Here is a 25,337-nt window from a genome sequence, read left to right on the forward strand (position 1 = left end):
TTACCCAGGTAATGTTCATTGTCCGCCAGCGGACAGCTCCGCCAGGCGGGATTGCAACTGCTCAGCCGTTACGGGTTCCCCGTCGGCCGTCAAGGCGGAAATCGTCAGCATGCGGCCATCGCCGCACACGCCAAAGATGCAATTATCCACTACTGTCAAGCCAGGTGGCAAACTTAGCGATACAACATTGCCGAAATTGCCAGACAATCGGGCCCGTTGCAGCACATAGCGCACACCGCCGATATCGGTGAAGGCGCCGGGGTAGGGCGGGGCCACCGCGCGGTGCAGGTTGTACACATCCTGGGCCGGCAGCAGCCAGTTGATGCGGCCGTCCTCGGGCTTGCGGCCGCCGAAGTAGCCGCCCTTGCTGAGGTCGTTCTTGATGCGCGGCGCCGTGCCGTCCAGCAGCGACGGCAATACGCGCCACAGCGCCTGCTCGGCCGCCACGGTGACCTTGCCGAATACTTCGAAGGCGGTGTCGTCTGGCAGCACCGGCACTTCCATCTGCGCCACGATGGCGCCGGCGTCCGGCTTGACGGTCATCTCGTGCAGCGTGGCGCCGGTGACGGTGGCGCCGTGCAGCACCGCCCAGTTGACCGGCGCGCGGCCGCGGAATTCCGGCAGCAGCGAGCCGTGCATATTGAACGCGGGCGCCACCGCCAGCAGCTCGGCCGGCAGCATGTTGCGGTAATAGAAGCTGAACATCAGGTCCGGGGCGATCTCCCTGACCTGTTCCAGCAGCTCCGGCGACTTGGCGTCGGCCGGTGTGATGTAGGGGATGCCCTCGGCCTGGCACAGCGAAATCACCGATTCGAACCAGATGTTTTCGCTGGCGCTGTCCTCGTGCGTGACCACCAGCGCGACGTCGACGCCGCCGGCCAGCAGCACCTTCAGGCAGCGCACGCCGACGTTGTGGTAGCCGAAGACGACGGCGCGTTGCGGTTTATTGAAATCAGTCATGGCCTCGGCCTACGGTACGTTTTTCCACACCGGCCGGCACGTCGAGCGACTGGCCGGGTTTTTGTTCCAGTATCGTTTGTACCACGTAGCGCGGGCGGGCGCGCACCTGCTGGAAGATGCGGCCCACGTATTCGCCCAGCAGGCCGATGCCGAACAAGATGGTGCCCATGAAGAAGAAGGCGATCGCGAACAGCGTGAACAGGCCCTCGGCTTCCGCGCCCAGGAACAGGCGGCGCACCAGCAGCACGAACACCAGCAGGCCCGAGGCCAGCGACAGCAGGATGCCGAACATCGAGAAGAATTGCAGCGGCACCAGCGAGAAGCCGGTGACCAGGTCGAAATTCAGGCGGATCAGGCTGTACAAGGAGTACTTCGATTCGCCGGCCGAACGCTCCTCGTGCTCGACGATGATTTCGGTCGGCTTGCGCGAGAAGCGGTAGGCCAGCGCCGGCACGAAGGTGTTGACCTCGCCGCACTGGTTGACCAGGTCGATCACATTGCGGCCGTAGGCGCGCAGCATATTGCCCTGGTCGGTGATCTTGATGTTGGTGATCTTTTCGCGCAACTGGTTCATGGCCTTGGACGCGTAGGTGCGCCACGCCGAATCCTGGCGCTTGCGGCGGATCGAGCCGACGTAGTCGTAGCCTTCGCGGATCTTGGCCACCAGGTTGCCGATCTCCTCGGGCGGGTTTTGCAGGTCGGCGTCCAGCGTGATCATGATGTCGCCGCGCGAGGCTTCGAAGCCCGCCAGGATCGCCATGTGCTGGCCGTAGTTACCGTTGAACAGCACCACGCGGGTGACGTCGGGACGCAGGCGGAACTGCTCGGCCAGGATGGAGACCGAGTTGTCGCGGCTGCCGTCGTTGACGAACACGATCTCGTAGGTCGTGCCGAGCTTGTCGAGCGCCGGATACAGGCGGTCGAACAAGGACTGCAGACCGGCCTGCTCGTTGTAGATGGGAATGACGACGGTAATTTCTGGTTTCATCAACGACACGCTCATTTGATCAAAATCGCTTTCACGGCGGCGACGGCACGGTCGACATCGGCCGTGGTCATGGTATAGAACATCGGCAGGGTCACGGTCAGGCGGCCGATTTTTTCCGACACGGGGAACATGCCCTCCTTGAAGCCGCGCTCGCGGTACATGGTGAACAGGTGGATGGGCGCGTAGTGGTAGCCGGTGCCGATGTTGAACCGCTCCTGCATCGCGCGCATGAAGTCGGCGCGGGTGGTCGGGCCGTTATCCGGCAGCACGATCTGGAACAGGTGGTAATTACTGGTCTCGAACGCCTGCAGCGGCAGCTGGGCGCCGGACTGCGCTTCGAACTCCGGGCCGAAGGCCTGGTAGTAGTGGCGCGCCAGGTTGCGGCGGTGCGCGGTGATGTTGTCGATGTTGGCGAACTGGCCCAGGCCGATGGCGGCCATGATGTCGCTCATGTTGTACTTGCCGCCGAGGACATCGACATCTATGCCGTCGACGCCGCTGCGGGTCACGCCCTGCAGGCGGTACTTCTCGGCCAGTTTGGCTTCTTCCAGGTTGTTGAGCACCAGTGCGCCGCCTTCGCCGGTGGTGATGTTCTTGTTGGCCTGGAAGCTGAACGAGACGAAGTCGCCGAACGAGCCGATGCGCTTGCCGTTCCACTCCGAGCCGAAGGCTTGCGCCGCGTCTTCGATCACGCGCAGATTGTGCTTCTTGGCGATGGCGTACAGGCGGTCCATGTCGACGGGCAGGCCGGACAGGTAGACCGGGATGATGGCCTTGGTACGCGGCGTGATCGCGGCTTCGACCTTGTCCAGGTCGATGTTACGGGTGACCGGGTCGATGTCGGCGAACACCGGCGTGGCGCCCACTTCGATGATGACGTTGGCGGTCGCGACCCACGAGATCGAGGTGGTGATGACTTCGTCGCCGGCGCCGATGCCGGCGATGCGCAGCGCGATCTCCATCGTGCAGGTGCCGGAATTGAAGGTGCGCACGGGGCGGCCACCGAAGTATTCGGACATCTGGGCTTCGAAGGCGGCCACTTTGGGGCCGCTGGTGATCCAGCCGGAACGCAGCACGTCGCTGACGGCGGCGATGGTGGCCTCATCGATCGTAGGTTTCGAAAAAGGCAAGAAAGGTAAGGCGGAGGTCATTGGGTAGTTCGCTCTCGTTGTTTTTGGCTTATGGCCGCATTCTAAATTGTTCGTCAGGTACGCGCCAGCAAGGCGACGCCCACCAGGATGATGCCGATGGCGACCAGGCGCTGCACCGTCAGCGCTTCGCCGAACAGATACCAGGCGCCGACGGCGGTGACCACGTAGCCGAGCGACAGCATCGGGTAGGCGATCGACACGTCCACCCGCGACAGCGCGATGATCCACAGCACCACCGACAGCACGTAGCAGGTCAGGCCGCCGATGATGGGCAGCTGCGTCGCCACCTTGAGGCCGACCGAGAACAGGTTGCTCAGCGTCAGATGGATCTCGCCGACGTTCTTGGCGCCGGCCTTGAGCAGCAGCTGGGCGATGGCGTTCAACAGCACGCCAAAAACGATAAAACCGAAAGTTGCGATATTCATGTGTTCTTTTTATAAGTTACAGGTTGGCTACGACCACGCGGCGCGTATCCTCAGCCACCACGCGCATGACCAGGCCGTCTACCTTCAGCTCTTCATACTTCTCCGGGCTGAGGATGGCCAGCACCTTGACGCCTTGCTTGATGTGTTCATTCCACTGCACAACGAACTGATCGACCGTCGGGATGGACAGCTCCGGCTGCTGGCGCAGGCCGAAGGTGAACTCGTCCCAGTAGTCGACCAGCACCACGGTGCGTTGCAGGTAGAAGGTCATCGACTGCTCGTAGGTGCTGACCGAATAGACCTTGGTGTCGGGTTTCAACTCAGGCAGCATCTTCAGCGCCACCGCTTTGCCGGCGCGCATTTTGCCATACGGCTCGAAGCCGGTCAGGATCAGCTGGGTCGCGACAAAGCCGGCCACGGCCATGGTGAGCACGGTCAGGTCGCGCCGCAGGTGGCGCGCATGCAGCAGCGCCAGCGCGCCGCCGGCGGCGGCGACGATGCCGGCCATCAGCACCCACGGCTGGTAGGCTTCCAGCAGCGCGGTTTCCTCGGGATGGCGCACCGCCATGGTGACCATCTGCGGCACGGCGGCCACGCCGGCCACGCCGATCAGCACCAGCAGGCCGGCGGCGATCATGCGGCTGCGGCGCGAGGCGGTTTCCAGGTTGACCGCGATCAGCAGGGCCAGCGCCGGGAAGATCGGCAGGATGTAGCCGGGCAGCTTGGAGCTGGAATAGCTGAAGAAGAAGAAAATGAACACGGCCCAGATCAACAGCAGCAGCTTGGGCTGGAACACGCCGTTGCGCTCGCGGCGCACGGCGCCCCACAGCGCCTGCGGCAGCAGGCCCAGCCATGGCGCGATGCCGGGGATCAGCATCACGAAGAAGTAGTACCACGCGCCTTCGCGGTGGTGGGTCTTGAGGAAGAAGCGTTCCCAGTGCTCGTGCACGAAGAAGAAGTAGGGCTGTTCCGGATTGCGCTGCGCCACCAGCACGAACCACGGTGTGGCGACGGCGAAGAACAGCAGCAGGCCCTTGCCCAGGTGCAGGCGCTTCCAGATGGCGATGTCGCCCGACAGCGCCGAGTACAGCACCAGCACCGCGCCCGGCAGCACCAGGCCGATCAGGCCCTTGGCCAGCACCGCCAGCGCCATGCCGGCCCAGCAGACCAGCATCCAGTTGCGGCGTTCGCTCTCGCCGGCGCCGTCGCGCTGGGCGACCATGACCGCGCACAGCACGATGGTCATCATGCCCGACAGGCTCATGTCCAGCGAATCGATCTGGCCGGAAGCCACCCAGAACAGGCTGGAACCGAGCGCCAGCGCGGCGTAGAAGCCGGCGCGCGCGCCGAACACGCGGTTGCCGGCGTAGCCGGTCAGGATCACGCCGCCCAGGCCGCACAGGCCGGTCCACAGGCGCGCCTGCCATTCGCCCAGGCCGAACACGGCAAACGAGGCCGCGTTCATCCAGGTTTGCAGCGGTGGCTTTTCAAAATACTTGATGCCGTTCAGGCGGGTGGTGACCCAGTCGCCGGTGGTGAACATTTCGCGCGCCATTTCGGCGTAGCGGCCCTCGTCGGGCGGCACCAGCGTGCGCACGCCCAGCACGTACAGCCAGACGATGATGAACGCGGCCAGCAGCGACCAGACGATTTTCTTGGAGTTGTACAGGTCGTTCATCAGGCGGGGGTGCCCTCGGGGTGGTCGATCGAGTTGTCAATCACTAAGGCGAGCGTAACCTTGCGGCCCTCGCCCATCAGGATGTTGTAGGTGCGGCAGGCGGCCTGGCTGTCCATGCATTCAACGCCGATGCGGCGCATGGTCAGCGCGGCGGTCAGGCGCGGGTGGATGAAGCGCTGTTTGGCGCCGGTGCCGAGAATGACCACGTCCGGGCTGTCGGCGCCTATGGTGTCGAAATGCTCTGCGGTAATAGATTCGAAGGTGGGGGCGTCCCAGGCGCGCGGCGGGATTTCCGGCAGCACGATCAGGCTGTAGTTGTAGCGCTGGGCGTTGATTTCGACGCCGGTTTCATCGTAACCGGTAACAGTCTGGTATTTTTGAGTATCGCTGGCGTGGAGCTTCATGACAGAAATCGTGTGTTTAGTCGGCAAAAGAAGCGCCATTGTAGCGTTTTTCCGGGGTGATCCTGCGCTTTCCACCCCTTACAGGTTGATTAAATGGGATGCTTTCGGCAGAATGGATCTTTTCGCATTGCAGCACGGGCCGCCGGGGCATTTTGGCAGTCCTGAGCGGTTTGCCTCACCAAGACAGGATTTTATTTTGCGACCGATTCAAAAATCGAACAAATTAGCGGAAGTCTGCTACGAGATCCGCGGCCCGGTGCCGGAAAAAGCCCGGCAAATGGAAGAAGAAGGCCATAAGATCACAAAGTTGAATATCGGCAACTTAGCCGTATTCGGTTTCGATCCGCCTGATGAAATCGTCCAGGACATGAAAATCAACCTGCACAACGCTGCGGGTTACACCGATTCCAAGGGCATGTTCGCGCCGCGCAAGGCCGTGGTGCATTACACCCAGAGCAAGAATATTGCCGGTGTGAATATCGAGGATGTCTATCTGGGCAATGGCGCGTCCGAGCTGATCGTCATGTCGATGAACGCGCTGCTCAACACCGGCGACGAAGTGCTGGTGCCGGCGCCCGACTATCCGCTGTGGACGGCGGCGGTGTCGCTGTCGGGCGGCACCCCGGTGCATTATGTGTGCGACGAGATGCAGGACTGGTTCCCGGACATCGAGGACATGCGCCGCAAGATCACCTCGAACACGCGCGCCATCGTCGTCATCAATCCGAACAATCCGACCGGCGCGCTGTATCCGGTCGAACTGCTGCTGCAGATCGTCGAACTGGCGCGCCAGCACCAGTTGATCATCTACGCCGATGAAATCTACGACAAGGTGCTGTACGACGGCGCCGAGCACGTCTCGATCGCCTCGCTGGCCGACGACGTGCTGTTCGTCACCTTCAACGGCCTGTCGAAGAACTACCGCGCCTGCGGCTACCGCGCCGGCTGGATGGTGGTGTCGGGCCAGAAAGACCATGCGAAAGATTACATCGAGGGCCTGAACATGCTGGCCTCGATGCGCCTGTGCGCCAACGCGCCGGGCCAGTTTGCGATCCAGACCGCGCTTGGCGGCTACCAGTCGATCCAGGACCTGGTGGGGCCGGGCGGGCGCCTGCTCAAGCAGCGCGACCTGGCCTACAAGCTGCTCACCGATATTCCAGGCGTAACTTGCGTCAAGCCGAAAGCTGCGCTGTACATGTTCCCACGCCTCGATCCGAAGATCTACCCGATCGCGGACGACCAGCAATTCGCCTACGAGCTGCTGGCCGAAACCAAAGTGCTGATCGTCCAGGGCAGCGGCTTCAACTGGATCGCGCCGGATCACTTCCGCGTCGTGTTCCTGCCGAATTCGGACGATATGATCGAAGCCTTCGGCCGTATCGCCAAGTTCATGGAAGGCTACCGTAAACGTCACGGCGCCAGCTTCTAACAAAACAATAGAAACGATTTATATGAAACCCATCAAAGTAGGTTTGCTCGGCGTCGGTAACGTCGGCGGCGGCACGTTCGACGTGTTGTTGCGCAATCAGGAAGAAATCCGCCGCCGCGCCGGCCGCGGCATCGAAATCGTCGCCGTCTCGGCCCGCAACCTGGAGCGCGCCAAGCAGCGCACCGGCGGCAAGGTCAAGGTGGTGGCCAGCCCGTTCGACATCGTCAACGATCCGGAAATCGACATCGTCGTCGAGCTGATCGGCGGCTACGAGCAGGCCAGGGAGCTGGTGCTGCAAGCCATCGCCAACGGCAAGCACGTGGTCACCGCCAACAAGGCGCTGCTGGCCGTGCACGGCAACGAAATCTTCGCCGCGGCGCAAGCCAAGGGCGTGATGGTGGCGTTCGAGGCGGCCGTGGCCGGCGGCATCCCCATCATCAAGGCGCTGCGCGAGGGCCTGACCGCCAACCGCATCGAATGGCTGGCCGGCATCATCAACGGCACCACCAACTTCATCCTGTCCGAGATGCGCGACAAGGGCCTGGACTTCGCCACCGTGCTCAAGCAGGCGCAGGAACTGGGCTATGCCGAGGCCGACCCGACCTTCGACATCGAAGGCGTGGACGCGGCGCACAAGGCCACCATCATGTCGGCGATCGCCTTCGGCATCCCGGTACAGTTCGACAAGGCGCACGTCGAGGGCATCTCCAAGCTCAACGCCATCGACATCCGCTACGCCGAGCAGCTGGGCTACCGCATCAAGCTGCTGGGCATCGCCAAGCGCGCCAAGGTCAACGGCGTGGAAGGCGTGGAATTGCGCGTGCATCCGACCTTGATCCCGGCCAAGCGCCTGATCGCCAACGTCGAAGGCGCGATGAACGCGGTGCTGGTGCATGGCGACGCCGTCGGCGCCACCTTGTACTACGGCAAGGGCGCCGGTTCCGAGCCGACCGCGTCGGCCGTGATCGCCGACCTGGTCGACATCACCCGCCTGGCCACGGCCGACGCCGAACACCGCGTGCCGCACCTGGCCTTCCAGCCGAACGCGATGACCGATATCGAGATCCTGCCGATGTCGGAAATCACCACCAGCTACTACCTGCGGATGAACGTCAGCGACCAGCCTGGCGTGCTGGCCGACCTGACCCGCATCCTGGCCGACGCCACCATCTCGATCGACGCCATGATGCAAAAGGAACCGGCGGACGGCGAAACCCGTACCGACATCATCTTCCTGACGCACCAGACGCAGGAGAAGAACGTGCTGGCGGCCATCGCCAAGATCGAGGGCCTGGCTACTGTGTGCGGTAACGTTACCAAGATCCGCCTGGAAAACCTGAGCTAGTCACCCCGCAACCCGGAGGCGTGGGGTCTGACCCCGTACGGGGTCAGACCCTGTGGCCGTATTGCGGGTTTCGCGGACGAAAAAAAACCGGGCAGCGTCTACGCACGCTGTCCGGTAAAGACTTACTCCTATTAACTTGGGGTTACTGCTACTGCTTACTTCGAAGCGACGGTCAGTTCGCTTTTCACTTCTTTCACGCCCGGTACGGCCGATGCCACCTGGATGGCCTTGGTGCCGATATCGGTGCTCGCTACCGCGCCGCTCAGCACAACCACGCCGTCGGTGGTGGTCACGCCGATTTGTTTTTGATCTGCCAGGGAAGCCTTGATTTTGCTGGTGATGGCGTCGTCATTGGTGGCGGTGCCGGTCTTGGCGGCGCCTGCCATCGCGGCTTCGGTCTGGGCGAATGCGGTGCCGGTGGCGGCAGCGGCGGTCAGGGTGGCGGCAACCAGCAGGCGGGCGATCAGTTTGGTAGTCATCATGATTTGCTTCCTTTTTCAGTTTGAGGGTGAAACGTCAGTGACGTTATCCTCTCCTTTGCAAACCCCGTGCCAGCTCTAATTAACTGTTTAAAATCAAGCGCTTAAATGCGATTTTTCTGCTGAGCCCGGATCGGCCCTGGCATTTCCGGCCATATTGCCCCGGTTTTGTCGGGAGATGGCGACAAGCTTCCGCCGCCATTGCGCAAGTGATTGATATGTAAGCGTTTATTCCTGTCGCTCTGCGGCGACAGCGCTGCCGTCGCCGCGAAACAGGCTGGCGTCCAGATCGTATTTTTGCAGCAGCCGATAGAACTCGGTGCGGTTGCGCTCGGCCAGGCGGGCGGCGTCGGCCACGTTGCCATCCGTGAGTTTCAGCAGCTGGACCAGGTAGTTGCGCTCGAAGCGCTGCTTGGCTTCGGTGTAGCTCAGCACTTCCAATGAAGGCACCCGCAGCGCCCGCTGCACCAGCGACAAGGGCACCAGCGGCGCGGTCGCCAGCGCGCACACGTGCTCGACCACGTTGTACAGCTGGCGCACATTGCCCGGCCAGGCGGCGGTGGTCAGCGCCTCCAGCGCGCCGGGCGCGTAGCCGCGCACCGTCTTGCCGTACTTGGCGGCCAGCGATTGCAGGAACTGGGTCGCCATCGGCGCGATGTCCTCGCGGCGCTGCGACAGCGGCGGCAAGGTCAGCGTGATGACGTTGAGGCGGTAGTACAGGTCTTCGCGGAACTGGCCCTCCTGCATCGCCGCGTCGAGGTCGCGATGGGTGGCCGACAGGATGCGCACGTCCACCGGCCGCGCCACGTCCGAGCCCAGCTGGCGCACTACGCGCTCCTGCAGCACGCGCAGCAGCTTCACTTGCAGCAGCAGCGGCATGTCGCCGATCTCGTCGAGGAACAGCGTGCCGCCGTCGGCCGCCTGCAGCAGGCCTTCGCGGCTGGCCACGGCGCCGGTGTAGGCGCCCTTGACGTGGCCGAACAGCTCGGACTCCAGCAAGGCCTCGGGTATCGCGCCGCAGTTGACGGCGATGAACGGCGCCTTGCTGCGCCGGCTGGCGCGGTGGATGGCGTTGGCCAGCAGTTCCTTGCCGGTGCCGCTTTCGCCGCGGATCAGGATGCTGGCGTCGGAGGCGGCCACCAGCCGCGCTTCGGCCAGCAGCTCGTCCATGCACTGACTGCGGCTGATCAGGCCGGCGCGCCAGGCGTGGTCGCCGCTGGCGGGGCCGGCCTCGGGCGCGGACAGGCTCAGCGCCTGCACGATGCGCTCCAGCAGCGTCTTGGCGTCGAAGGGCTTGGTCAGGTAGGCGTAGGCGCCCAGCGTGGTCGCTTCCACCGCGTCGGGGATGGTGCCGTGCGCGGTCAGCAGGATCACCGGCAACGCCGGCCAGGCGCTGCGGATTTCCTGGAACAGCGACATGCCGTCGCGGTCCGGCAGGCGGATGTCGCTGATGACCAGGCGCGGCAGCTCGATCGCCATGCGCGCCAGCGCCGCCTCGGCGCTGCCCACGGCCGTCACGCGGTAGCCGTTGGCGCTCAGGCGCATGGACAGCAGGCGCAGCAGGTCGGCGTCGTCGTCCACCAGCAGCAGATGGGCGCCCTGGCCGGCGGCGGCGCTGCGCGGGGCGCCGTTGTCGCCGGCGCGGGTCTGCGCGCCGGGTTCGCGCTGCGGTTTCAGGGCGTCGGCCGGCGCGTTCATTTGATCACCGCCTGCGGTCCCGGCGCCGGACGGGCCGGCAAGGTGCGCTCGATGGTCTTCAAGCCTTCCAGCATCTCGTTGAGCTGGTCGATGCGGCGCTGGCTGTCCTTCTGTTGGACGACCAGCTTGTCGGCATGGTCGGCCAGGCGGCGTGTCTCCGCGCAATTGCTGGACAATAGCTGCGCCAGGGCCTTGAACGGCTGCGCCTCGGTATCGGTGGCGGTGGCCACGCTGTCGAGCAGCGCCTGCGCGCGCGCCAGGTCGCCGCTGCCGCGCGTCAGCATCAGCACCATGCCCATCTGGACCGCCACGCGCGGACTGCGCTGCTGCAGGCCCAGGCCGCTCAACTCCTTCAGCATGTCGCCCTGCGTCATCTTGCGCAGCTGCTGGTGGTAGCTCAGCAGAGGCCCGACTTCATCCGGCGGCGGCGGTGGCGGCAGTTCGACAATGGCCGGCGGCGGCGGCAGCGTCACTTCGTCCGGCGTCGGCAGCGTCGGACGGGGCGAGCTCAGCGTGCAGGCCGCCAGCGACAGGCTGAGCACCAGCAACAGCAGGGGGGAGGCTACGTCATATTTCATAGGGCAATTCGATTCGGAAATGCGCGCCCTGGCCGGAGGGCAGCAGTTGCAAGGCGCCGCCATGGGCGGCGATGTATTCGTGGACGATGGACAGGCCGATGCCGTTGCCGCGGCGCGCGCCGGCCGGCTGGCGCGCGCCCTGGTAAAACGGCTCGAAGATGCGCGCCGTGTCGGCCGGCGCCACGCCCGGCCCCTGGTCGATGCAGTCGAGCAGCAGCTTGCCGTCCGACTCGGCCAGGCGGAACACGATCTGTCCGCCGGGAGGGCTGAAGCGCAAAGCGTTCGACAGCAGGTTGCCGACGGCGACCCCCAGCTTGTCGGCGTCGACGGCGATCGGCGCGGCCCGGCCTTCGATGGCGACGCTCAGCCCGGCCGCCTGCCATTGCAGGCGCTGGGTGGCGACGGACTGCGCCAGCAGCGCCGCCATGTCGGTCGGTTCGCGCCGCAGGTGATGGGCGTCGAAGGTGGCGGCGTTGTAACGCAGCAGCGCCTCGATCTGCGATTGCAGCGCCGCCGTGTTCTGGTTGAGGATGCCGGCGATCTCGCGCTGGTTGGGCGACAGCGCGCCGGCCACGCCGTCCTCCAGCAGCGCCACGCCTTCGCGCAGCGCCGCCAGCGGCGTCTTCAGTTCATGCGAGATGTGGCGCAGGAAGCGCGCCTTGTCCGCCTCCAGGTCCGACAGCCGCTGGCGCAGCCAGTTCAGCTGCTGCCCCACGTGTTGCAGGTCGCTGGGGCCGCGCACGGCGATCGGCTGGTCGTAGCGGTTCTCGCCGAGCCGGTCGATGGCCGACTCGATCTGCGCCAGCGGCCGCGACAGCCACAGGCCGAAGCCGCCCGCCAGCAGCGCCGCCAGCACGATGGACGCCATCACTTGCCCCTTGAGCACGCCGCGCCGCTGGTCCAGCTCGCTGAGCAGCTCGCCGTTGCGGCGCTCGACTTCCTGTTTGACTTCGTCGGCCAGTTCGGCGTTCACCGACGGCAGCGGCGCCAGCACTTTTTCCAGCGCCTGCTGACGCGCGCTGGAACGCGGCCGCGCCGGCGCCTGCAGGATGTCCCAGGCCTGCTCGCCGGCGTGGCGCCAGCGCTCGAAGGTGCTGGGCGGCGTGTAGGGCAGGGCCGCCGCCACCGCGTCCAGCGCCGTGCGCGCCTCGCGCCAGGCGTCGGCGTAGCGCTTGCGGAAGGCGGGATCGTCCAGCACCAGAAACTGGCGCGCGCTGCGCGCCATCGCCACGCTGCGTTCGGCCAGTTGTTGGGTGTTTTCGGTCAGTGCCAGGGCGTGGCGTCCGCTGTCGCGGCTGTGGGTGGCGAGCCGGTCGAGGGTCCACAGCGCGTGCAGCGAAGCGGCGCTCAGCAGCACGGCGATCAACAGGAAGACGCCCAGCAGCAGCTGGCGAAACGAAAGTTTCGTAAGCATCGTCGCTAAATAGTCTCTATATTGGCTGAATGATATGACTAAAGCGGCCCTACAGCCTGTTCGATTGGTTACGTTGTTGTTCGGCACGGATGCGGAATTTTAGGTTGCGCATGGCAACACTATTCGATTACGCTGATTTGCAAATATATGTGTGCCGATTTAACCTTTGGGGAGTGTCATGGCTAGTCTACTGCGCCGTTTGTCTATTCAGCAAAAACTGATGCTCAGCATGGCGGCCTGCCTGTTGCTGTTCCTGGTAGTCTCGGCCACGCTCAGCGTGGTCATGACGGGCAACAGCATCCGCGAGCGCGTGGTGAACCAGGAGCTGCCGGCCGAGGTGGGCGAAATCCGCAACGACATCCTGCGCCAGATCGGCGAGCCGCTGGCGGCCACGCTGTCGGTCAGCGCCAACACCTTCCTGCTGGACTGGGAGAAAGCCGGCTTGCCGGACAGCGGCCTGCCGGCCTGGATCGCGTACGCGGCCAGCATCCGCAAGTCCGCGAAGGCGGCGGCGGTGTCGTGGGTGTCCGGCAGCACCGGCAAGTATTTCGACGAAAAGGGCTACAGCCGCACGCTGGACAAGGGCGCCGCGGCCGACCAGTGGTTCTACGGCTTCCTGGCCAGCGGCAAGTCGTATTCGCTGAACCTGGACAAGGAACCGGGCGCCACCACCTACAACGTCTTCATCAATACCCGCTTCGACACCGGCGACGGCAAGATCGGCGTGGCCAGCCTGGGGCTGTCGGTCAACAAGCTGGCGGAGAACATCCGCAGCTACAAGGTCGGCGCCTCCGGCTTCGTGTATCTGGTGCGGCCGAACGGCATGCTGATCGTGCACCGCGACACCGCGCTGGCGGACGGCCAGCACTTCATGAAGGACCTGCCGGGCTTCAGCGCCGAGCTGACGACCAAGCTGCTGGGCGGCCAGACCTACGCCAGCGCCAGCTACTCGGCGCCGGGCGGCAAGCGCCTGGTGGCGTCGTCGTTCGTGCCGGAGTTGAACATGTATGTGATCGCCGAAGTGCCTGAGTCCGAAGTGCTGGGCGCGGTCACGCGTTCGGTGACGGTGTCGGCGCTGGTGGGCGGCCTGGTGGGCGGCGGCCTCGGCATGTTCGTGGTGTTCCTGGTCAGCCGGGCGATCGCCGCGCCGGTGGCGCGCGCCGCGCACATGCTGGGCGAGATCGCCGACGGCAACGGCGACTTGAGCCGCCGCATGACGGTCGAGAGCGAGGATGAGGTCGGCGCGCTGGCCGATGGCTTCAATCGTTTCGTGTCGTCGCTGAATGCCACCATCCGCAAGGTGCGCGACAGTACGGAGACCATCGCCACGGCATCCAGCGAGATCGCCAGTGGCAATCTGGATTTGTCGTCGCGCACCGAGGCGCAGGCGTCCAGCCTGGAGGAAACGGCGTCGGCGATGGAGGAATTGACCGCGACCGTGACCCAGAACGCCGACAGCGCCAAGCAGGCCAACCAGCTGGTGCAATCGGCCTCCGGTTATGCGACCGAGGGCGGCGAGGTGGTCGGCCGCGTGGTGCAGACCATGGTGTCGATCAAGGACAGCTCGCGCAAGATCGTCGACATCATCGGCGTGATCGACGGCATCGCCTTCCAGACCAACATCCTGGCCTTGAACGCGGCGGTGGAAGCAGCCCGCGCGGGCGAGCAGGGCCGCGGCTTCGCGGTGGTGGCGTCCGAGGTGCGCAACCTGGCGCAGCGTTCGGCCAGCGCGGCCAAGGAGATCAAGGAGCTGATCGGCGATTCGGTGGCGAAGGTCGATGCCGGCAGTGTGCTGGTCGACGAGGCCGGCGTCACGATGAGCAAGATCGTGTCGTCGGTGGAGCAGGTGACCAGCATCATGGGCGAGATCGTCGCCGCCAGCCACGAGCAAAGCGAAGGCATCGCCCAGGTCAACCTGGCGGTGACGGAAATCGACAGCACCACGCAGCAGAACGCGGCGCTGGTGGAGCAGGCGGCGGCCGCCGCGGGATCCTTGCAGGAGCAGGCCGCGCACCTGGCGGAAGTGGTCAGCGTGTTCAAGCTGGAAGAGGAGCCGCGCGCCGGCGCCAAGCGCCTGGCGCTGCGCTAAGTAGCGTCCTGGGCCTGGTCGCGGAACGTCAGCACGCGGTCGATCAGGCCGTATTCCGCGCCCTGCTGGGCCGACATGTAGTGGTCGCGGTCCGAGTCCTTTTCGATCCGCGCCAGCGGCTGGCCGGTGCGCTCGGCGTAGATGCTGTTGAGGCGGTGGCGCTGATACAGCACTTCGCGCGCCTGGATCTCGATGTCGGCCGCCACGCCCTGCGCTCCGCCGTGTGGCTGGTGCATCATGATGCGGGCGTTGGGCAAGGCGTAGCGCTTGCCGATGGCGCCCGCCGCCAGCAGGAAAGAACCCATGCTGGCGGCGAACCCCGTGCACAGCGTCGACACGTCCGGCTTGATGAACTGCATCGTGTCGTACACCGCCATGCCGGCGTACACCGAGCCTCCCGGCGAGTTGATGTACAGCGAAATATCCTTGCCGGGATCGTCTGATTCCAGGAACAGCAGCTGCGCGACGATCAGGTTGGCCGATTGCTCGGTCACTTCTCCCACCAGGAAGATCACCCGCTCCTTCAGCAGGCGTGAATAGATGTCGAACGCGCGCTCGCCGCGTGCCGTGTGTTCGATGACGGTGGGTACCAGGCCGAGCGCCTGCGGAGAATGCGAAGTCATGTTGGTCCTTTTGCGATAGGGTTTGGTATCGCTTGACGTCTGTGGACCGGCGCTGTGTGACAATAAAAAAATATATCGCCGGCGTGTCACACTTGGGCCCTGCCGAGCGTCAAGTGGCACTAGCCTCATACAAGGAGATTTCCATGCCCAGCACTTCCGACGCCGATGGCGCCATGTTCGAGCGCTTGCGTCCGCGCCTGAAGGCGATCAGCTGCCGCATCGTCGGCAGCGAGGCGGAAGCCGAGGACATCGTGCAGGATTGTTTTCTGAAATGGCGGGGCGCCGAGCTGGGCGCGCTGGAAACGCCTGCCGCCTGGCTGACCACCGTGGTGCAGCACCCGTCGATCGACCGGCTGCGCAAGCGCGCCCGGGACGCGGCGGCCGCGCATGCCGCCATGGAGTTGGCGTCCGATGTGGCGACCGAGACCCCGGAACAGGGCTTGCAGCGGCGCGCCGAACTGGGCGAGGCGCTGCAGCGCCTGCTGGCATGCCTGTCGCCGTCCGAGCGGCTGGCGGTGGTCCTGCATGATGTATTCGAATGCGAGCATGCGGAGATTGCGGCCAGGCTCGGCATCAAGACGGTAAGCGCCCGCCAGCATCTGGCGCGTGCACGCAGGCGCTTGCGCGAGGACGAGGTGCCGCCGGGAGAAAAGCTGTGCCGCGAACTGCTGCGCCGCTTCCAGGCCGCGATCAACGGCCTGGACGTGCCGGCGATGATCATGCTGCTCGGCGATGAACAGCCGGTGTCGGTGCTGGCCTCGCGCCGCTTGCGGGCATGCGCCAACGATGCGTCATACGCGCTGGCGCTGGCGGCGTAAATGTTCGCCGCGCAGCAGAAGCAGCTGGCCGATCGACAGGACGGCTGTCGCGGCCAGCAAGGCGATCGACATCGGCTGCATGAACGCTTCCGCGCCGAAGGCGAAGAAGGCCGAGTGGATCGCCACGGTGAGCAAACCCAGGAACACCATCAACTGATAGCAGCGCAGCGCGCGGCTGGTCTGCGCGCGGACCTGGCCCTGCGCGTACAGCACCAGCGCGATGATCGGCAAATTCAATAAAAGATTTATCTGGTTTCCGCCGGGGATGCGGAACAGTTCCCACTCGTGCCAATACGCCGCGTCGATCTGGTGCGTGATGAGCACCGCTGCGTTCAACAGAAAGACCGTTTGCATGCGCTGGCTGAGTGGCATAGAGCTTTCCTCAATATCCGGCTGCCGGGATGACGCCGCTAAATCCTTCGATTATGCACCCAATGTACGGTAGACTTGCAAATTAGCCAAGCTTGCAAACCCCGTACAAGGAGTGTTGATTGAAACAGATGTTTTCCGGAAAATTTGCCGCAATGGCGTTGATGTCCGCTTGTGTGATGGCGTCCGCCGTGGCCGCCGGCCAGGAGGGCGTCAATGTCGGTTCCTATCACGTTGACGCGGCCAGCGCGGGCAGCGGCCCCTACACCGTCATCTTCGAATCGGGCTTTGCCAGCGACCTGTCGGTCTGGCGAAAAGTGGCGCCGGAAATCGCCAAGTCGGCCAAGGTGTTCGTGTATTCGCGCGCCGGGATCGGCAAATCCGATGCGCGTCCCGAGGCGCGCACGCCGCAACGCAGCAGCGCGGAACTGGACCAGCTGATCGAGGCCGCCCACCTGTCGCCGCCGTTCATCCTGGTCGGTCATTCCTACGGCGGCTATCTGATACGCCTGTTCGCCCAGCGCCACCCGGAGCAGGTGGCCGGCATGGTGTTTGTCGATCCCAGCATGGAGCGTTTCGACACCGAGCTCAAGAAGCTCGACGCCGCCAAGGTCGCGCAAGACCAGAAATATCTGGACTCGCTGACGCCCGCGCCCTTGAAGGCGGAAAGCAAACTGGTGGATGACGCCTTCGCCGCCGCCAGCCTGCTGCCTGCGCCGCGCTTGCCGGACGTGCCGGCCGTGGTCCTGACCTCGACCATGGTGCGCGAGCAGCCGGAGTTCTTCATGCACACGGTGCCGGCGGTGGCGGTGTGGCGCTCGCTGCACGAGCAACTGTTCCTGCAGTTTTCATCCGGCAGCCATGTTGTCACCGCCAATAGCGGGCACAACATCCATCTGGAGGAACCGGCGCTGGTGGCTGGCGCCATCCAGCAGGTGATGGCCGGCGCCACCGCGCAGGAGCAGCGCCGTGCCCACAAGCTGGCGCAGGAAGACCTGTTGCGCGCCCTGGACCGCGCGGTCGTCCTGTTGCAGGCGCAGCGCGGCGGCGAGGCCGGGCAACTGGTCGACAGCGCGCTGAAGGAAAGCCGCTTTGGCGAGAACGAAATCAACGGCGTCGGTTACATGATGCTGGGCAAGCGCAAGCAGCCGCAGCTCGCGGCGCTGGTCATGAAATTCAACGCCGACACCTTCCCGGCATCGGCCAATGCGCATGACAGCTACGGCGAGCTGCTGCTCGAAGTGAAGCAGCCCTTGCAGGCCAAGGCGCAGTTCCAGCAGGCGATCGCGCTGGGCACGGCCGGAGAAAAAAGCCCGCAGGCCATGGAAGGCTACCGGAAAAACCTGGCGAGGGCCGAGCAGGAGCTGGCCCGATGATGATGCGCGCCGCGATTGCGCTGGCATGGCTGGCGGCGGTGCAGGCCGCACCGGCCAGCGCGGCGCCTGCCCAATGCCTCAAGTATGGTGTGGACACCACGGTGGTGGCTGGAAAACTGCATAGGGAGACCTTCCCGGGCCGGCCCAATTATGAGAGCGTGGCCGATGGTGACGAGCCGGAGACCGGCTACTACCTGACTCTCGACCCGGCCATCTGCACCGTCTCCGGCGCCGGCTCCAACGAAACGGATTTTCCGTCGGTTCGGGAAATCCAGCTGGTGCTCAACGCGGCGCAGTATGCGGAACTGAAGCCCTGGCTTGGCACCGTGGTGCGCCTGCGAGGCAAGCTGTTCTCGGCCTTTACGGGGCACCATCACGCCGACGTCCTGCTTCAAGTGGCGAAGTGAAAAGTCTCGGCGCCATCAATCCCAGGATTGTCAGCGGCGGCGTAATGTGGGGAGGAGTCTCGTTTGTTTGCTCAATGCTGGTTCTTTTGGCCCTCAAGGTTTTCATTCCCTTGGCCCAATGGGGTGCCAACGCAGGAGCCGGCGCTCTCAATGCCAGCCTTGGCATACAAATCGTGGCGGCACTGGCATGGGCGCCGCTGTTTGAAACTTTATTGGGGCAGTTACTACCGCTGGAAGTGCTCAGGCGATTTTCCGTAAAACCGGTCTTTTGCATAGCGACAGGTTCTGTCATGTGGGCCCTAGGCCACTACTTGAACGGCGGTATTGCGCACGGGATTGTTGCGCTGTTCGCCGGGGCTATATTCGCTTTTATTTACCTGCGCTACCGCAGCTACGGAGTGGGTGTCAGTTATTGGACGACGACTGTCGCCCACTTGACCCAAAACGCGCTCGTACTAGTGGTAGCTTCTTACTTCCCGAGCTTGTAACGGGCCTCTCTCCGATCTTTCCGAGGCGCCTTCTACCGGAAAAAACTGGCGAAGGCCGAGCAGGCGCTGGCCCGGTGATATGATGCCCAGGTTTCCTAATGAGGCTTCCTCAACATGTACATCGTGAATCTGACTTATCTGAAACCGCTGGCGGAAATAGAGGTGCACCTTGCCGCACATCGCGCCTTTCTCGACGAGCAGTATGCACACGAGATGTTTCTGGCCTCGGGTCCGAAGAACCCGCGCGACGGCGGTGTGATTATCGTGAGTGGACGCCTGTCGCGCGCGGAGCTCGACGGCTTGCTGGCACGGGACCCGTTCGCGCAGAACGGGATCGCCAGCTATCAGGTGACGGAGTTCGAGGCCACCAAGCGCCATCCGGCGCTGGCGGCCTTGCTGTAATCAGGCGGCGGGGCCGACGTCCATGCCGTCGTAGGATTCGAGCTGGTGCTCTTCGGCGAACTTGTAGAATTCCTGGTTGCGGACGTGCAGCGTGTCGGCGGTGTGGTGCTCGGTTTTTTCAACGTGCAGCCACCACAGCGCAGGCACGCTGGCTTCCGGCTTGGAGTCGTAGATGCCGACCACCTGATAGCCCTTGGTCTTCAGCTGCTCCGAGGCGACTTCCAGTTTGCTTTTGACCGGGTCGGCGAAAAAATAGCCCCACAACAGCGGCTTGGAAATATCCCACGGTGCGTTCTGCTTCATGTCGGCAAACAGCTCGACCATGTCTTCTTTGGTGATCATGTACTTATTCCTTGGTGTAGTGCGGGGACGCTGATGCGATAGGCTGTATTTTACCGCAGCGGCGGCCGGGTCAGGTGCGGGGGAAGGCTACCGTGACTTTCAGGCCCTGGCCGCCGCCGGCGTCGTCCAGCGTGATGCTGGCGCCGTGCAGGGTGGCGATGTCGCGCACGATGGCCAGGCCCAGGCCTGCGCCGCCCGGATTGCGCTCCAGCGTCGCGGCGGCGCGATAGAAGGGCGCGAATACCCGTTCGCGCTCGGCGGCGGCGATGCCGTGGCCGCTGTCTTCCACTTCCAGCACCACGCCGCCCGTGCCCGTGCCCGTGCCGGGCCGTACCCGCAGCGTCACCGTGCCGCCCTGGGGCGTGTAGCGCAAGGCGTTGTCGGTCAGGTTGGCGATCATCTCGTGCAGCAGCAAGGCCTGGCCCTGGACCACGCATTCGCTGTCCGCCTCCAGCGCCAGGTCGATCTGCTTGGCCACCGCCGCCATCGCCATCTCCAGCCCGACCTGGCGCGCGATGTCGCGCAGCGAGGCAGGCTCCGACTGGGCCGCCGCGCCCTCGGCGTCGCCGCCATGTTCGATGCGCGCCAACGTCAGCAGGCGGTTGGCCAGATTGACGGTCGAATCGGTGGTGGCGGCGATGCTGTGGACGATTTCGCGCAGTGCTGCCCGCGTGGCCTGCGGATCGGCGCCGGGTCGATCGCATTCGCGCAGCGCCAGTTCGGCCTGGGTCTTCAATACCGTCAGCGGAGTGCGCAGCTGGTGCGAGGCGTCGGCGATGAAGCGGCGCTGGCTGCTGATCAGGATCTGCAAACGCGAGCGCGAACTGTTCATCGCCGCCACCAGCGGCCGCACTTCCTTGTGCACCAGCGTCGGATCGACATCGGACGAATCATTGAGGCTGCGCGTCTCCACCGCGATCTTCAGCCGCATCAGCGGTTGCAGCACCAGCCGCACCGCGAACCACACCAGCAGCGCCACCGCCAGCAGCAGCAAGGCCTGCCAGGCCAGCGTGTCGAACAGGATCTGGTTGGACAGGCCGCGCCGCGCCTCCAGCGTTTCGCCGACCTGGATCAGCGCGATGCCGCGCATCGAATCGTCGTACACCGGTTGCAGCAGCGCGGCGATGCGCACCGGCTGGCCGTTGTAGGTGGCGTGGTAGAAGCGCACCAGTGCCGGATAGGCCTCCGAGCGAGGCACGTTGGCCGGCACCGGCGGCAGGTCGGCGTAGCCGGACACGGTCTCGCCGGTGATGCCGGTGACCTTGTAGTAGATGCGGCCCAGCGTATCGGTCTCGAAGCTGTCCAGCGCCACGTAGGGCACGTCCGCCACCACCTTGCCGTCGACGATGGAGACGCGTTCCGCCAGCGCGCGCGTGGAGGCGAGCAGCGAACGGTCGTAGGCGACGTCGGCCGCGTCCAGCGCGTTGTGGTAGACCGACAGGGTGTTGAGCGCCACCAGCACCAGCAAGGGGCCCAGCAGCCAGCGCAGCAACTGCCCGCGCAGGCTGCCCAGCGGAGCGCCCGGGCCGAAGCGGCGCGCCAGCTTGTCCAGCAGCGGCATGCGGCCGGTCCCGCTCAACGTTAGCCGCCCTTGGCGCCGCCGGCCGGAGCAGGGGCCGGAGCGGCGGCGGGCCGTGGTTGCAGCAGGTAGCCGATGCCGCGCAGCGTGGTGATGACGGCGGCATCCGGCGCGGCGATGTCGAGCTTCTTGCGCACGCGGTGGATATACAGCTCGATCGCATCGAGGTTGGCGTCGTCGGCCAGCGCGAACACTTCGTCGAACAGCTTCTCCTTGGAGACGGCGCGGCCGGAGCGGGTGATCAGCGTCTCCAGCACCGCGTGTTCGCGCGGCGTCAGCGCCAGCGGCGCGCCGGCGTAGGCGAACATGCGGGTGACGGTGTCGAAACTGAGCGCGCCGCAGCTGTGCACCAGCGCCTCGTTGCCGACGCTGCGGCGCAGCAGCGCCTTCACGCGCGCTTCCAGCTCGGCCAGTTCGAAGGGCTTGGCCAGGTAATCGTCGGCGCCCAGGTTCAGGCCCTGCACGCGGTCTTCCAGGCCGCCGCGCGCGGTCAGTATCAACACGGGAGTCTGGCCGCGCGGTCCGCCGCGCGCGCGCAGGCGCTTGAGCACTTCCAGGCCGTCCATGCGCGGCAAGGTCAGGTCGAGGATCAGCAGCGCGTAGTCCTGGGTGTGCAGCAGCGCGTCCGCATCGGCGCCGTTGTCTGCGCATTCCACCGTCAGGTTGGCGTCGCGCAGGGCTTTGGACAGCCAATGTGATAACTCGGTGTGGTCTTCAACTAACAGAATACGCATAAATTCTTGCCAACCATATGAAATAAGTTCAGTGTAAGGCCAGAATCATGGTCTCAGCGGCCCCAAAAGGGAAGCCCTTACCTGATTTGTGGTGCATGGACGACAGGAATCCATACCGAAACGGCAGTGAAAGGTAATTGAAAGGAAGTGACTCCTATAGTGACAGCCTGATTGCAAAGATCAGGCGCCACAAATAACTATATCCCTCTGGAGACCTACATGAAAAAAACCTCGTTGACCCTCGCTATCATGGCACTCGCGGCAGCCGCTGGCGGCGCCGCCCACGCCCAATCTAACGTGCAGGTCTACGGTTTGCTGGATGTCGGCGTTGAAACCGCCAACAACAAGTCAGCCACTGGCGGCAGCCAGACCAGCGTTATCTCGGGCGGCATGAACACTTCGCGTTGGGGCCTGCGTGGCACCGAAGACCTGGGCGGTGGCCTGAAAGCCATCTTCAACCTGGAAGGCGGCATCCTGATGGACACCGGCGCGCAGGACGGTGTTCTGTTCAAGCGCCAGGCCACCGTCGGCCTGGAAGGCGCTTTTGGCCGCGTCGTCATCGGCCGCTCGTTCAGCAGCGTGTACGACACCGTGATCGCCTATGATCCGATGGGCTTCGCTCCTTACTACTCGTGGGCCACCTCGGGCCCGGCGACCGGTCCTAGCAAATACGGCTTCACCACCGCCTACGACAACATCATCAAGTACTCCGGCTCCACCGGCGACTTCAAGTTCGGCGCCAACTACGCCGCGGGCGAGCAGACCACCGGCGCGCAGGACAGCGCCAAATACGGCTTCACCGGCGCCTACAAGCTTGGCCCGGCGAACCTGATGGCCACCTGGGAGCGCAACAACGGCAACACCGTTCCAGCCACCGGCGCCCGCGACAAGAACACCGTCTGGCACCTGGGCGTGAACTACGAAGATGGCCCGATCAAGCTGTGGGGCGTGGTGCGCGACTACAAACTGGTCGCCGGCAAGGCGCTCACCGCCGACGTCGACGCCACCACCACCTGGGCCGGCATCGCCTACAAGGCCAATGACGTCACCACGCTGACCGGCGCGATCTACCACGTCAACGTCAAGAACGTCGCCGCCGGCAAGGACGCCGATCCAACCATGTACGTGGCGCGCTATCGCTACGCACTGTCCAAGCGCACCGACCTGCATGTGTCGGCTGCCTACGTCAAGTCCAAGAACGGCCAGCTGACCGGCCTGTCGCGCGACGACGCCGGCTTCGGCACCAGCCAGCATGGCCTGGTCGTCGGCATGCAGCATCGCTTCTAAGCCAGAGAATGGACCGCGGTATTTTGTGAAAAATGCCGCGGTCTGAAAGCGCTTTGAAAGCTTCACCGTTCTAAGATACCTACCAAGATGACTAAAGTTTTGCTGGCTTTGATTGCCGCGTTCTTCATGGGCGCTGCAGCGCAGGCCGCAAGCCTGGAGTGCATCGTGCCGTCCAAGCCGGGCGGCGCGATGGACCTCACTTGCAAGCTGGCGCAAAAGGGTTTGCAGGGCTTGAGCGGCGCGCCGAAACCGCCGCCGTCGGATATGCATATCAGCTATCTGCCGGGCGGGATCGGCGCGGTGGCCTGGCATTCGCTGGTGTCGCAGCGGCGCTCGGAGCCGAACACGCTGGTGGCTTTTTCGGGCGGCTCGCTGCTCAATCTGGCGCAGGGCAAGTTCGGCAAGGCCAAGTCCTCCGATGTACGCTGGGTGGCGGCGCTGGGCGCCGACTACGGCATGATCGCGGTGCGCGCCGATTCGCCCTACAAGACGCTGGGCCAGTTGGTGGCGGCGCTGAAGGATCATCCCGAGAAGGTGCTGATCGGCGTCTCCGGCACCATCGGCAGCCAGGACTGGCTGAAGATGGCGATGGTGGTCAAGACCGCCGGCGTCGATCCGAAGGTGCTGCGTTTCGTGGCGCTGGAGGGCGGCGGCGAAGCCTTCGCCGCCATGCACGCCAACCTGGTGCAGGCGGTATCCGGCGACGCCAGCGAGGCGACGCTGTATGCGGCTGGTGGCAATACCAGGGTGCTGGCGATTTTGGCCGAGCACCGCCTGCCGGGCGTGTTGGCGAATGTGCCGACGGCGCGCGAGCAGGGCATCGACGTGGTGTGGCCGATCATCCGGGGCGTCTGGATGGGGCCACAGGTGTCGGATGCGGATTATCAGCACTGGGTCGCCAACTTCGACCGCGTGCTGGCCAGTCCGCAGTTTGCGCAAATGCGCGCGGCGTCGGGTCTGTTCCCATTCGGGTTGACCGGCGACGCGCTGGCAGCATACGTAAAAAAGGCCGTAGACGATTACGGCAGGCGCGCCGCCGAACTCGGTCTGGTGCGCTGATGACCACTACACATAAAACGACGGAGACAAACATGATGATGAAAACTACTTTGGCCGCTGCCTGCGCGACCCTGTTTGCCACGATGCTGGCTACCCCTGCCTTCGCGCAGGTGCCGGCCGGCTATCCCGCCGACTACCAGAAGATCATCGACGGCGCCAAGAAAGAGGGCAAGCTGGTGATCTACGGCGCCACCGACAGCAAGGCCACCCAGCCGCTGATCAAGGATTTCAACGCGCTGTACCCAGGCATCACCGTCGAATACAACGACATGAATTCCACCGAGGTGTACAACCGCTTCATCTCCGAAGTGGCGGCCGGCGGCAACACCGCCGATGCGATGTGGTCCTCCGCGATGGACCTGCAAATGCGCCTGGCCTCCGACGGCTACGCGCTCAAATACAAATCGGTCGAAGCGGCCAAGATCCCCGGCTGGGCGGTATGGGACGACCAGGCCTACGGCACCACCTTCGAGCCGGCCGCCATCGTCTACAACAAGCGTCTGGTGGACGCCAAGGAAGTGCCGCAGACGCACGCCGACTTCGCCAAGCTGATCACGCAGCCCAAGTTCAAGGACAAGGTCACCACCTACGACATCGAGAAATCCGGCGTCGGCTTCATGTTCATGACCCAGGACGCGCGCGAGAATCCGAAGTTCCTTGAACTGGAAAACGCCTTCGGCGAAGCCAAGGTACGCGTGCAGTCGTCCACCGGCACCATGATGGAGCGTATCTCGTCGGGAGAAAACCTGATCGGCTACAACGTGCTCGGTTCCTACGCGCTGGTGCGCGCCAAGGCCGATCCGTCGATCGGCGTGGTGCTGCCGAAGGATTACACGCTGATCCTGTCGCGCGTACTGTTCATCAACAAGGCCGCCAAGAACGTCAACGCCGCCAAGCTGTGGCTGGACTACATGCTGTCGCACCGCGGCCAGGTCATCATCGCCAACGACTCCAAGCTGTTCGCGATCCGCGCCGACGTCACCGGCGAGACCACCTCGGCGGACCTGATCAAGATGATCGGCAAGGACAACGTCAAGCCGGTGCCGGTCCATCCTATCGTGCTGCAATTCCTGGGGCCGGCCAAGCGCATGGCTTTCCTCAAGCAGTGGAAAGAAACCGCAGGCAAGAAGTAAACGTCTCACCCGCCCGCGCACCCCGAACCGACGCGGGGTCTGACCCCGCCGGGGTCAGACCCCTGCCGCTGATCTGCGGGTT

26 protein-coding genes are annotated in these 25,337 nt (G+C 64.5%); 11 read left to right on the forward strand and 15 right to left on the reverse strand.

The window, feature by feature from the left end; translation table 11 throughout:
• Positions 1–15 precede the first annotated feature (15 nt).
• Genes RUGAMON1_RS21760 through RUGAMON1_RS21785 form a run of 6 tightly spaced genes read right to left on the reverse strand, consistent with a single transcriptional unit; the run spans position 16 to position 5,606 of the window.
• Complete coding sequence (locus RUGAMON1_RS21760; protein WP_445232498.1) at positions 16–960, reverse strand: formyltransferase; 945 nt, start codon at positions 958–960, stop codon at positions 16–18.
• Positions 953–1,948 carry a glycosyltransferase gene (locus tag RUGAMON1_RS21765; RefSeq protein WP_445232499.1) on the reverse strand — a complete coding sequence of 332 codons (996 nt, stop codon included), beginning with the start codon at positions 1,946–1,948 and terminating at the stop codon, positions 953–955. Before RUGAMON1_RS21765 ends, RUGAMON1_RS21760 begins: the two co-directional genes overlap by 8 nt.
• Before the next feature lie 11 nt (positions 1,949–1,959).
• Entirely contained in the window at positions 1,960–3,099 is a 1,140-nt protein-coding gene (locus tag RUGAMON1_RS21770; protein WP_445232500.1) for a DegT/DnrJ/EryC1/StrS family aminotransferase, read from the reverse strand.
• 53 nt (positions 3,100–3,152) lie between these two features.
• Positions 3,153–3,524 carry an SMR family transporter gene (locus tag RUGAMON1_RS21775; protein ID WP_445232501.1) on the reverse strand — a complete coding sequence of 124 codons (372 nt, stop codon included), beginning with the start codon at positions 3,522–3,524 and terminating at the stop codon, positions 3,153–3,155.
• Positions 3,525–3,540: 16 nt separating this feature from the next.
• Positions 3,541–5,202: a glycosyltransferase family 39 protein gene (locus tag RUGAMON1_RS21780; RefSeq protein ID WP_445232502.1), complete on the reverse strand. Its 1,662-nt coding sequence runs from the start codon at positions 5,200–5,202 to the stop codon at positions 3,541–3,543.
• Positions 5,202–5,606: an Mth938-like domain-containing protein gene (locus RUGAMON1_RS21785; RefSeq protein WP_445232503.1), complete on the reverse strand. Its 405-nt coding sequence runs from the start codon at positions 5,604–5,606 to the stop codon at positions 5,202–5,204. Before RUGAMON1_RS21785 ends, RUGAMON1_RS21780 begins: the two co-directional genes overlap by 1 nt.
• A 196-nt stretch (positions 5,607–5,802) precedes the next feature.
• Here RUGAMON1_RS21785 and RUGAMON1_RS21790 point away from each other — a divergent pair, with 196 nt between their 5' ends.
• Both RUGAMON1_RS21790 and RUGAMON1_RS21795 read left to right on the forward strand, forming a co-directional pair.
• Positions 5,803–7,035, forward strand: coding sequence for a pyridoxal phosphate-dependent aminotransferase (locus RUGAMON1_RS21790; RefSeq protein WP_445232504.1), 1,233 nt, complete (start codon positions 5,803–5,805; stop codon positions 7,033–7,035).
• A gap of 22 nt (positions 7,036–7,057) precedes the next feature.
• Entirely contained in the window at positions 7,058–8,380 is a 1,323-nt protein-coding gene (locus RUGAMON1_RS21795) for a homoserine dehydrogenase (RefSeq protein ID WP_445232505.1), read from the forward strand.
• A 155-nt stretch (positions 8,381–8,535) separates the two neighbouring features.
• Here the strand turns inward: RUGAMON1_RS21795 and RUGAMON1_RS21800 are convergent, their stop codons facing one another.
• The 4 genes from RUGAMON1_RS21800 to RUGAMON1_RS21815 all read right to left on the reverse strand — a co-directional run bounded on the left by RUGAMON1_RS21800 (position 8,536) and on the right by RUGAMON1_RS21815 (position 12,549).
• The gene (locus RUGAMON1_RS21800; RefSeq protein ID WP_445232506.1) at positions 8,536–8,862 is read right to left on the reverse strand and encodes a BON domain-containing protein; all 327 of its coding nucleotides are present in this window, start codon (positions 8,860–8,862) and stop codon (positions 8,536–8,538) included.
• A 225-nt stretch (positions 8,863–9,087) separates the two neighbouring features.
• A complete protein-coding gene (locus RUGAMON1_RS21805; protein ID WP_445232507.1) occupies positions 9,088–10,557 on the reverse strand; it encodes a sigma 54-interacting transcriptional regulator in 1,470 nt (489 codons plus the stop codon).
• Positions 10,554–11,135, reverse strand: a complete 582-nt coding sequence (locus RUGAMON1_RS21810) for a hypothetical protein (protein WP_445232508.1) — start codon at positions 11,133–11,135, stop codon at positions 10,554–10,556. Before RUGAMON1_RS21810 ends, RUGAMON1_RS21805 begins: the two co-directional genes overlap by 4 nt.
• Positions 11,125–12,549, reverse strand: a complete 1,425-nt coding sequence (locus RUGAMON1_RS21815) for an ATP-binding protein (RefSeq protein WP_445232509.1) — start codon at positions 12,547–12,549, stop codon at positions 11,125–11,127. The genes RUGAMON1_RS21810 and RUGAMON1_RS21815 overlap by 11 nt, the downstream gene beginning before the upstream one ends.
• 178 nt (positions 12,550–12,727) lie before the next feature.
• On the opposite strand from RUGAMON1_RS21815, the gene RUGAMON1_RS21820 reads away from it, so the two are divergent.
• A complete protein-coding gene (locus tag RUGAMON1_RS21820; RefSeq protein ID WP_445232510.1) occupies positions 12,728–14,638 on the forward strand; it encodes a methyl-accepting chemotaxis protein in 1,911 nt (636 codons plus the stop codon).
• Here RUGAMON1_RS21820 and clpP read toward each other — a convergent pair.
• Entirely contained in the window at positions 14,635–15,261 is a 627-nt protein-coding gene (clpP, locus tag RUGAMON1_RS21825; RefSeq protein WP_445232511.1) for an ATP-dependent Clp endopeptidase proteolytic subunit ClpP, read from the reverse strand. The two genes, RUGAMON1_RS21820 and clpP, sit on opposite strands and share 4 nt — an antisense overlap.
• Before the next feature lie 143 nt (positions 15,262–15,404).
• On the opposite strand from clpP, the gene RUGAMON1_RS21830 reads away from it, so the two are divergent.
• A complete protein-coding gene (locus RUGAMON1_RS21830) occupies positions 15,405–16,079 on the forward strand; it encodes a sigma-70 family RNA polymerase sigma factor (RefSeq protein ID WP_445232512.1) in 675 nt (224 codons plus the stop codon).
• Here the strand turns inward: RUGAMON1_RS21830 and RUGAMON1_RS21835 are convergent.
• Positions 16,053–16,451, reverse strand: coding sequence for a DUF6713 family protein (locus RUGAMON1_RS21835; protein WP_445232513.1), 399 nt, complete (start codon positions 16,449–16,451; stop codon positions 16,053–16,055). The genes RUGAMON1_RS21830 and RUGAMON1_RS21835 overlap by 27 nt on opposite strands.
• 128 nt (positions 16,452–16,579) lie before the next feature.
• On the opposite strand from RUGAMON1_RS21835, the gene RUGAMON1_RS21840 reads away from it, so the two are divergent.
• The 4 genes from RUGAMON1_RS21840 to RUGAMON1_RS21855 all read left to right on the forward strand — a co-directional run bounded on the left by RUGAMON1_RS21840 (position 16,580) and on the right by RUGAMON1_RS21855 (position 19,121).
• Positions 16,580–17,824, forward strand: coding sequence for an alpha/beta fold hydrolase (locus RUGAMON1_RS21840; protein WP_445232656.1), 1,245 nt, complete (start codon positions 16,580–16,582; stop codon positions 17,822–17,824).
• Positions 17,821–18,231, forward strand: coding sequence for a DUF4431 domain-containing protein (locus RUGAMON1_RS21845; protein ID WP_445232514.1), 411 nt, complete (start codon positions 17,821–17,823; stop codon positions 18,229–18,231). The genes RUGAMON1_RS21840 and RUGAMON1_RS21845 overlap by 4 nt, the downstream gene beginning before the upstream one ends.
• Entirely contained in the window at positions 18,228–18,719 is a 492-nt protein-coding gene (locus RUGAMON1_RS21850; RefSeq protein ID WP_445232515.1) for a CPBP family glutamic-type intramembrane protease, read from the forward strand. Before RUGAMON1_RS21845 ends, RUGAMON1_RS21850 begins: the two co-directional genes overlap by 4 nt.
• A 114-nt stretch (positions 18,720–18,833) precedes the next feature.
• The gene (locus RUGAMON1_RS21855; protein ID WP_445232516.1) at positions 18,834–19,121 is read left to right on the forward strand and encodes a YciI family protein; all 288 of its coding nucleotides are present in this window, start codon (positions 18,834–18,836) and stop codon (positions 19,119–19,121) included.
• On the opposite strand, the gene RUGAMON1_RS21860 is transcribed toward RUGAMON1_RS21855, so the two are convergent.
• The 3 genes from RUGAMON1_RS21860 to RUGAMON1_RS21870 all read right to left on the reverse strand — a co-directional run bounded on the left by RUGAMON1_RS21860 (position 19,122) and on the right by RUGAMON1_RS21870 (position 21,776).
• The gene (locus RUGAMON1_RS21860) at positions 19,122–19,463 is read right to left on the reverse strand and encodes a ribonuclease E inhibitor RraB (protein ID WP_445232517.1); all 342 of its coding nucleotides are present in this window, start codon (positions 19,461–19,463) and stop codon (positions 19,122–19,124) included.
• Positions 19,464–19,533: 70 nt separating this feature from the next.
• A complete protein-coding gene (locus RUGAMON1_RS21865; protein ID WP_445232657.1) occupies positions 19,534–21,024 on the reverse strand; it encodes a sensor histidine kinase in 1,491 nt (496 codons plus the stop codon).
• A gap of 20 nt (positions 21,025–21,044) precedes the next feature.
• The gene (locus RUGAMON1_RS21870) at positions 21,045–21,776 is read right to left on the reverse strand and encodes a response regulator (protein WP_445232518.1); all 732 of its coding nucleotides are present in this window, start codon (positions 21,774–21,776) and stop codon (positions 21,045–21,047) included.
• Between the two features lie 219 nt (positions 21,777–21,995).
• Here RUGAMON1_RS21870 and RUGAMON1_RS21875 point away from each other — a divergent pair, with 219 nt between their 5' ends.
• The 3 genes from RUGAMON1_RS21875 (at position 21,996) to RUGAMON1_RS21885 (ending at position 25,255) form a co-directional block, all read left to right on the forward strand.
• Complete coding sequence (locus RUGAMON1_RS21875; RefSeq protein ID WP_445232519.1) at positions 21,996–23,063, forward strand: porin; 1,068 nt, start codon at positions 21,996–21,998, stop codon at positions 23,061–23,063.
• 87 nt (positions 23,064–23,150) lie between these two features.
• A complete protein-coding gene (locus RUGAMON1_RS21880; RefSeq protein WP_445232520.1) occupies positions 23,151–24,122 on the forward strand; it encodes a Bug family tripartite tricarboxylate transporter substrate binding protein in 972 nt (323 codons plus the stop codon).
• A 32-nt stretch (positions 24,123–24,154) separates the two neighbouring features.
• Positions 24,155–25,255: an ABC transporter substrate-binding protein gene (locus RUGAMON1_RS21885; protein ID WP_445232521.1), complete on the forward strand. Its 1,101-nt coding sequence runs from the start codon at positions 24,155–24,157 to the stop codon at positions 25,253–25,255.
• The last annotated feature ends 82 nt before the right edge of the window (positions 25,256–25,337 follow it).

The organism is Duganella rhizosphaerae, assembly GCF_040364205.1.
Classification (GTDB): Bacteria; Pseudomonadota; Gammaproteobacteria; order Burkholderiales; family Burkholderiaceae_D; genus Rugamonas; species Rugamonas rhizosphaerae.

What these genes read in the sequence shown, in the direction of transcription:
- RUGAMON1_RS21760 (WP_445232498.1), bottom strand. Translation starts at nt 960, where the DNA reads ATGACTGATTTCAATAAACCGCAACGCGCCGTCGTCTTCGGCTACCAC.
- RUGAMON1_RS21765 (WP_445232499.1), bottom strand. Translation starts at nt 1,948, where the DNA reads ATGAAACCAGAAATTACCGTCGTCATTCCCATCTACAACGAGCAGGCC.
- RUGAMON1_RS21770 (WP_445232500.1), bottom strand. Translation starts at nt 3,099, where the DNA reads ATGACCTCCGCCTTACCTTTCTTGCCTTTTTCGAAACCTACGATCGAT.
- RUGAMON1_RS21775 (WP_445232501.1), bottom strand. Translation starts at nt 3,524, where the DNA reads ATGAATATCGCAACTTTCGGTTTTATCGTTTTTGGCGTGCTGTTGAAC.
- RUGAMON1_RS21780 (WP_445232502.1), bottom strand. Translation starts at nt 5,202, where the DNA reads ATGAACGACCTGTACAACTCCAAGAAAATCGTCTGGTCGCTGCTGGCC.
- RUGAMON1_RS21785 (WP_445232503.1), bottom strand. Translation starts at nt 5,606, where the DNA reads ATGAAGCTCCACGCCAGCGATACTCAAAAATACCAGACTGTTACCGGT.
- RUGAMON1_RS21795 (WP_445232505.1), top strand. Translation starts at nt 7,058, where the DNA reads ATGAAACCCATCAAAGTAGGTTTGCTCGGCGTCGGTAACGTCGGCGGC.
- RUGAMON1_RS21800 (WP_445232506.1), bottom strand. Translation starts at nt 8,862, where the DNA reads ATGATGACTACCAAACTGATCGCCCGCCTGCTGGTTGCCGCCACCCTG.
- RUGAMON1_RS21805 (WP_445232507.1), bottom strand. Translation starts at nt 10,557, where the DNA reads ATGAACGCGCCGGCCGACGCCCTGAAACCGCAGCGCGAACCCGGCGCG.
- RUGAMON1_RS21810 (WP_445232508.1), bottom strand. Translation starts at nt 11,135, where the DNA reads ATGAAATATGACGTAGCCTCCCCCCTGCTGTTGCTGGTGCTCAGCCTG.
- RUGAMON1_RS21815 (WP_445232509.1), bottom strand. Translation starts at nt 12,549, where the DNA reads ATGCTTACGAAACTTTCGTTTCGCCAGCTGCTGCTGGGCGTCTTCCTG.
- RUGAMON1_RS21820 (WP_445232510.1), top strand. Translation starts at nt 12,728, where the DNA reads ATGGCTAGTCTACTGCGCCGTTTGTCTATTCAGCAAAAACTGATGCTC.
- clpP (WP_445232511.1), bottom strand. Translation starts at nt 15,261, where the DNA reads ATGACTTCGCATTCTCCGCAGGCGCTCGGCCTGGTACCCACCGTCATC.
- RUGAMON1_RS21830 (WP_445232512.1), top strand. Translation starts at nt 15,405, where the DNA reads ATGCCCAGCACTTCCGACGCCGATGGCGCCATGTTCGAGCGCTTGCGT.
- RUGAMON1_RS21835 (WP_445232513.1), bottom strand. Translation starts at nt 16,451, where the DNA reads ATGCCACTCAGCCAGCGCATGCAAACGGTCTTTCTGTTGAACGCAGCG.
- RUGAMON1_RS21840 (WP_445232656.1), top strand. Translation starts at nt 16,580, where the DNA reads ATGTTTTCCGGAAAATTTGCCGCAATGGCGTTGATGTCCGCTTGTGTG.
- RUGAMON1_RS21845 (WP_445232514.1), top strand. Translation starts at nt 17,821, where the DNA reads ATGATGATGCGCGCCGCGATTGCGCTGGCATGGCTGGCGGCGGTGCAG.
- RUGAMON1_RS21855 (WP_445232516.1), top strand. Translation starts at nt 18,834, where the DNA reads ATGTACATCGTGAATCTGACTTATCTGAAACCGCTGGCGGAAATAGAG.
- RUGAMON1_RS21860 (WP_445232517.1), bottom strand. Translation starts at nt 19,463, where the DNA reads ATGATCACCAAAGAAGACATGGTCGAGCTGTTTGCCGACATGAAGCAG.
- RUGAMON1_RS21865 (WP_445232657.1), bottom strand. Translation starts at nt 21,024, where the DNA reads ATGCCGCTGCTGGACAAGCTGGCGCGCCGCTTCGGCCCGGGCGCTCCG.
- RUGAMON1_RS21870 (WP_445232518.1), bottom strand. Translation starts at nt 21,776, where the DNA reads ATGCGTATTCTGTTAGTTGAAGACCACACCGAGTTATCACATTGGCTG.
- RUGAMON1_RS21875 (WP_445232519.1), top strand. Translation starts at nt 21,996, where the DNA reads ATGAAAAAAACCTCGTTGACCCTCGCTATCATGGCACTCGCGGCAGCC.
- RUGAMON1_RS21880 (WP_445232520.1), top strand. Translation starts at nt 23,151, where the DNA reads ATGACTAAAGTTTTGCTGGCTTTGATTGCCGCGTTCTTCATGGGCGCT.
- RUGAMON1_RS21885 (WP_445232521.1), top strand. Translation starts at nt 24,155, where the DNA reads ATGATGATGAAAACTACTTTGGCCGCTGCCTGCGCGACCCTGTTTGCC.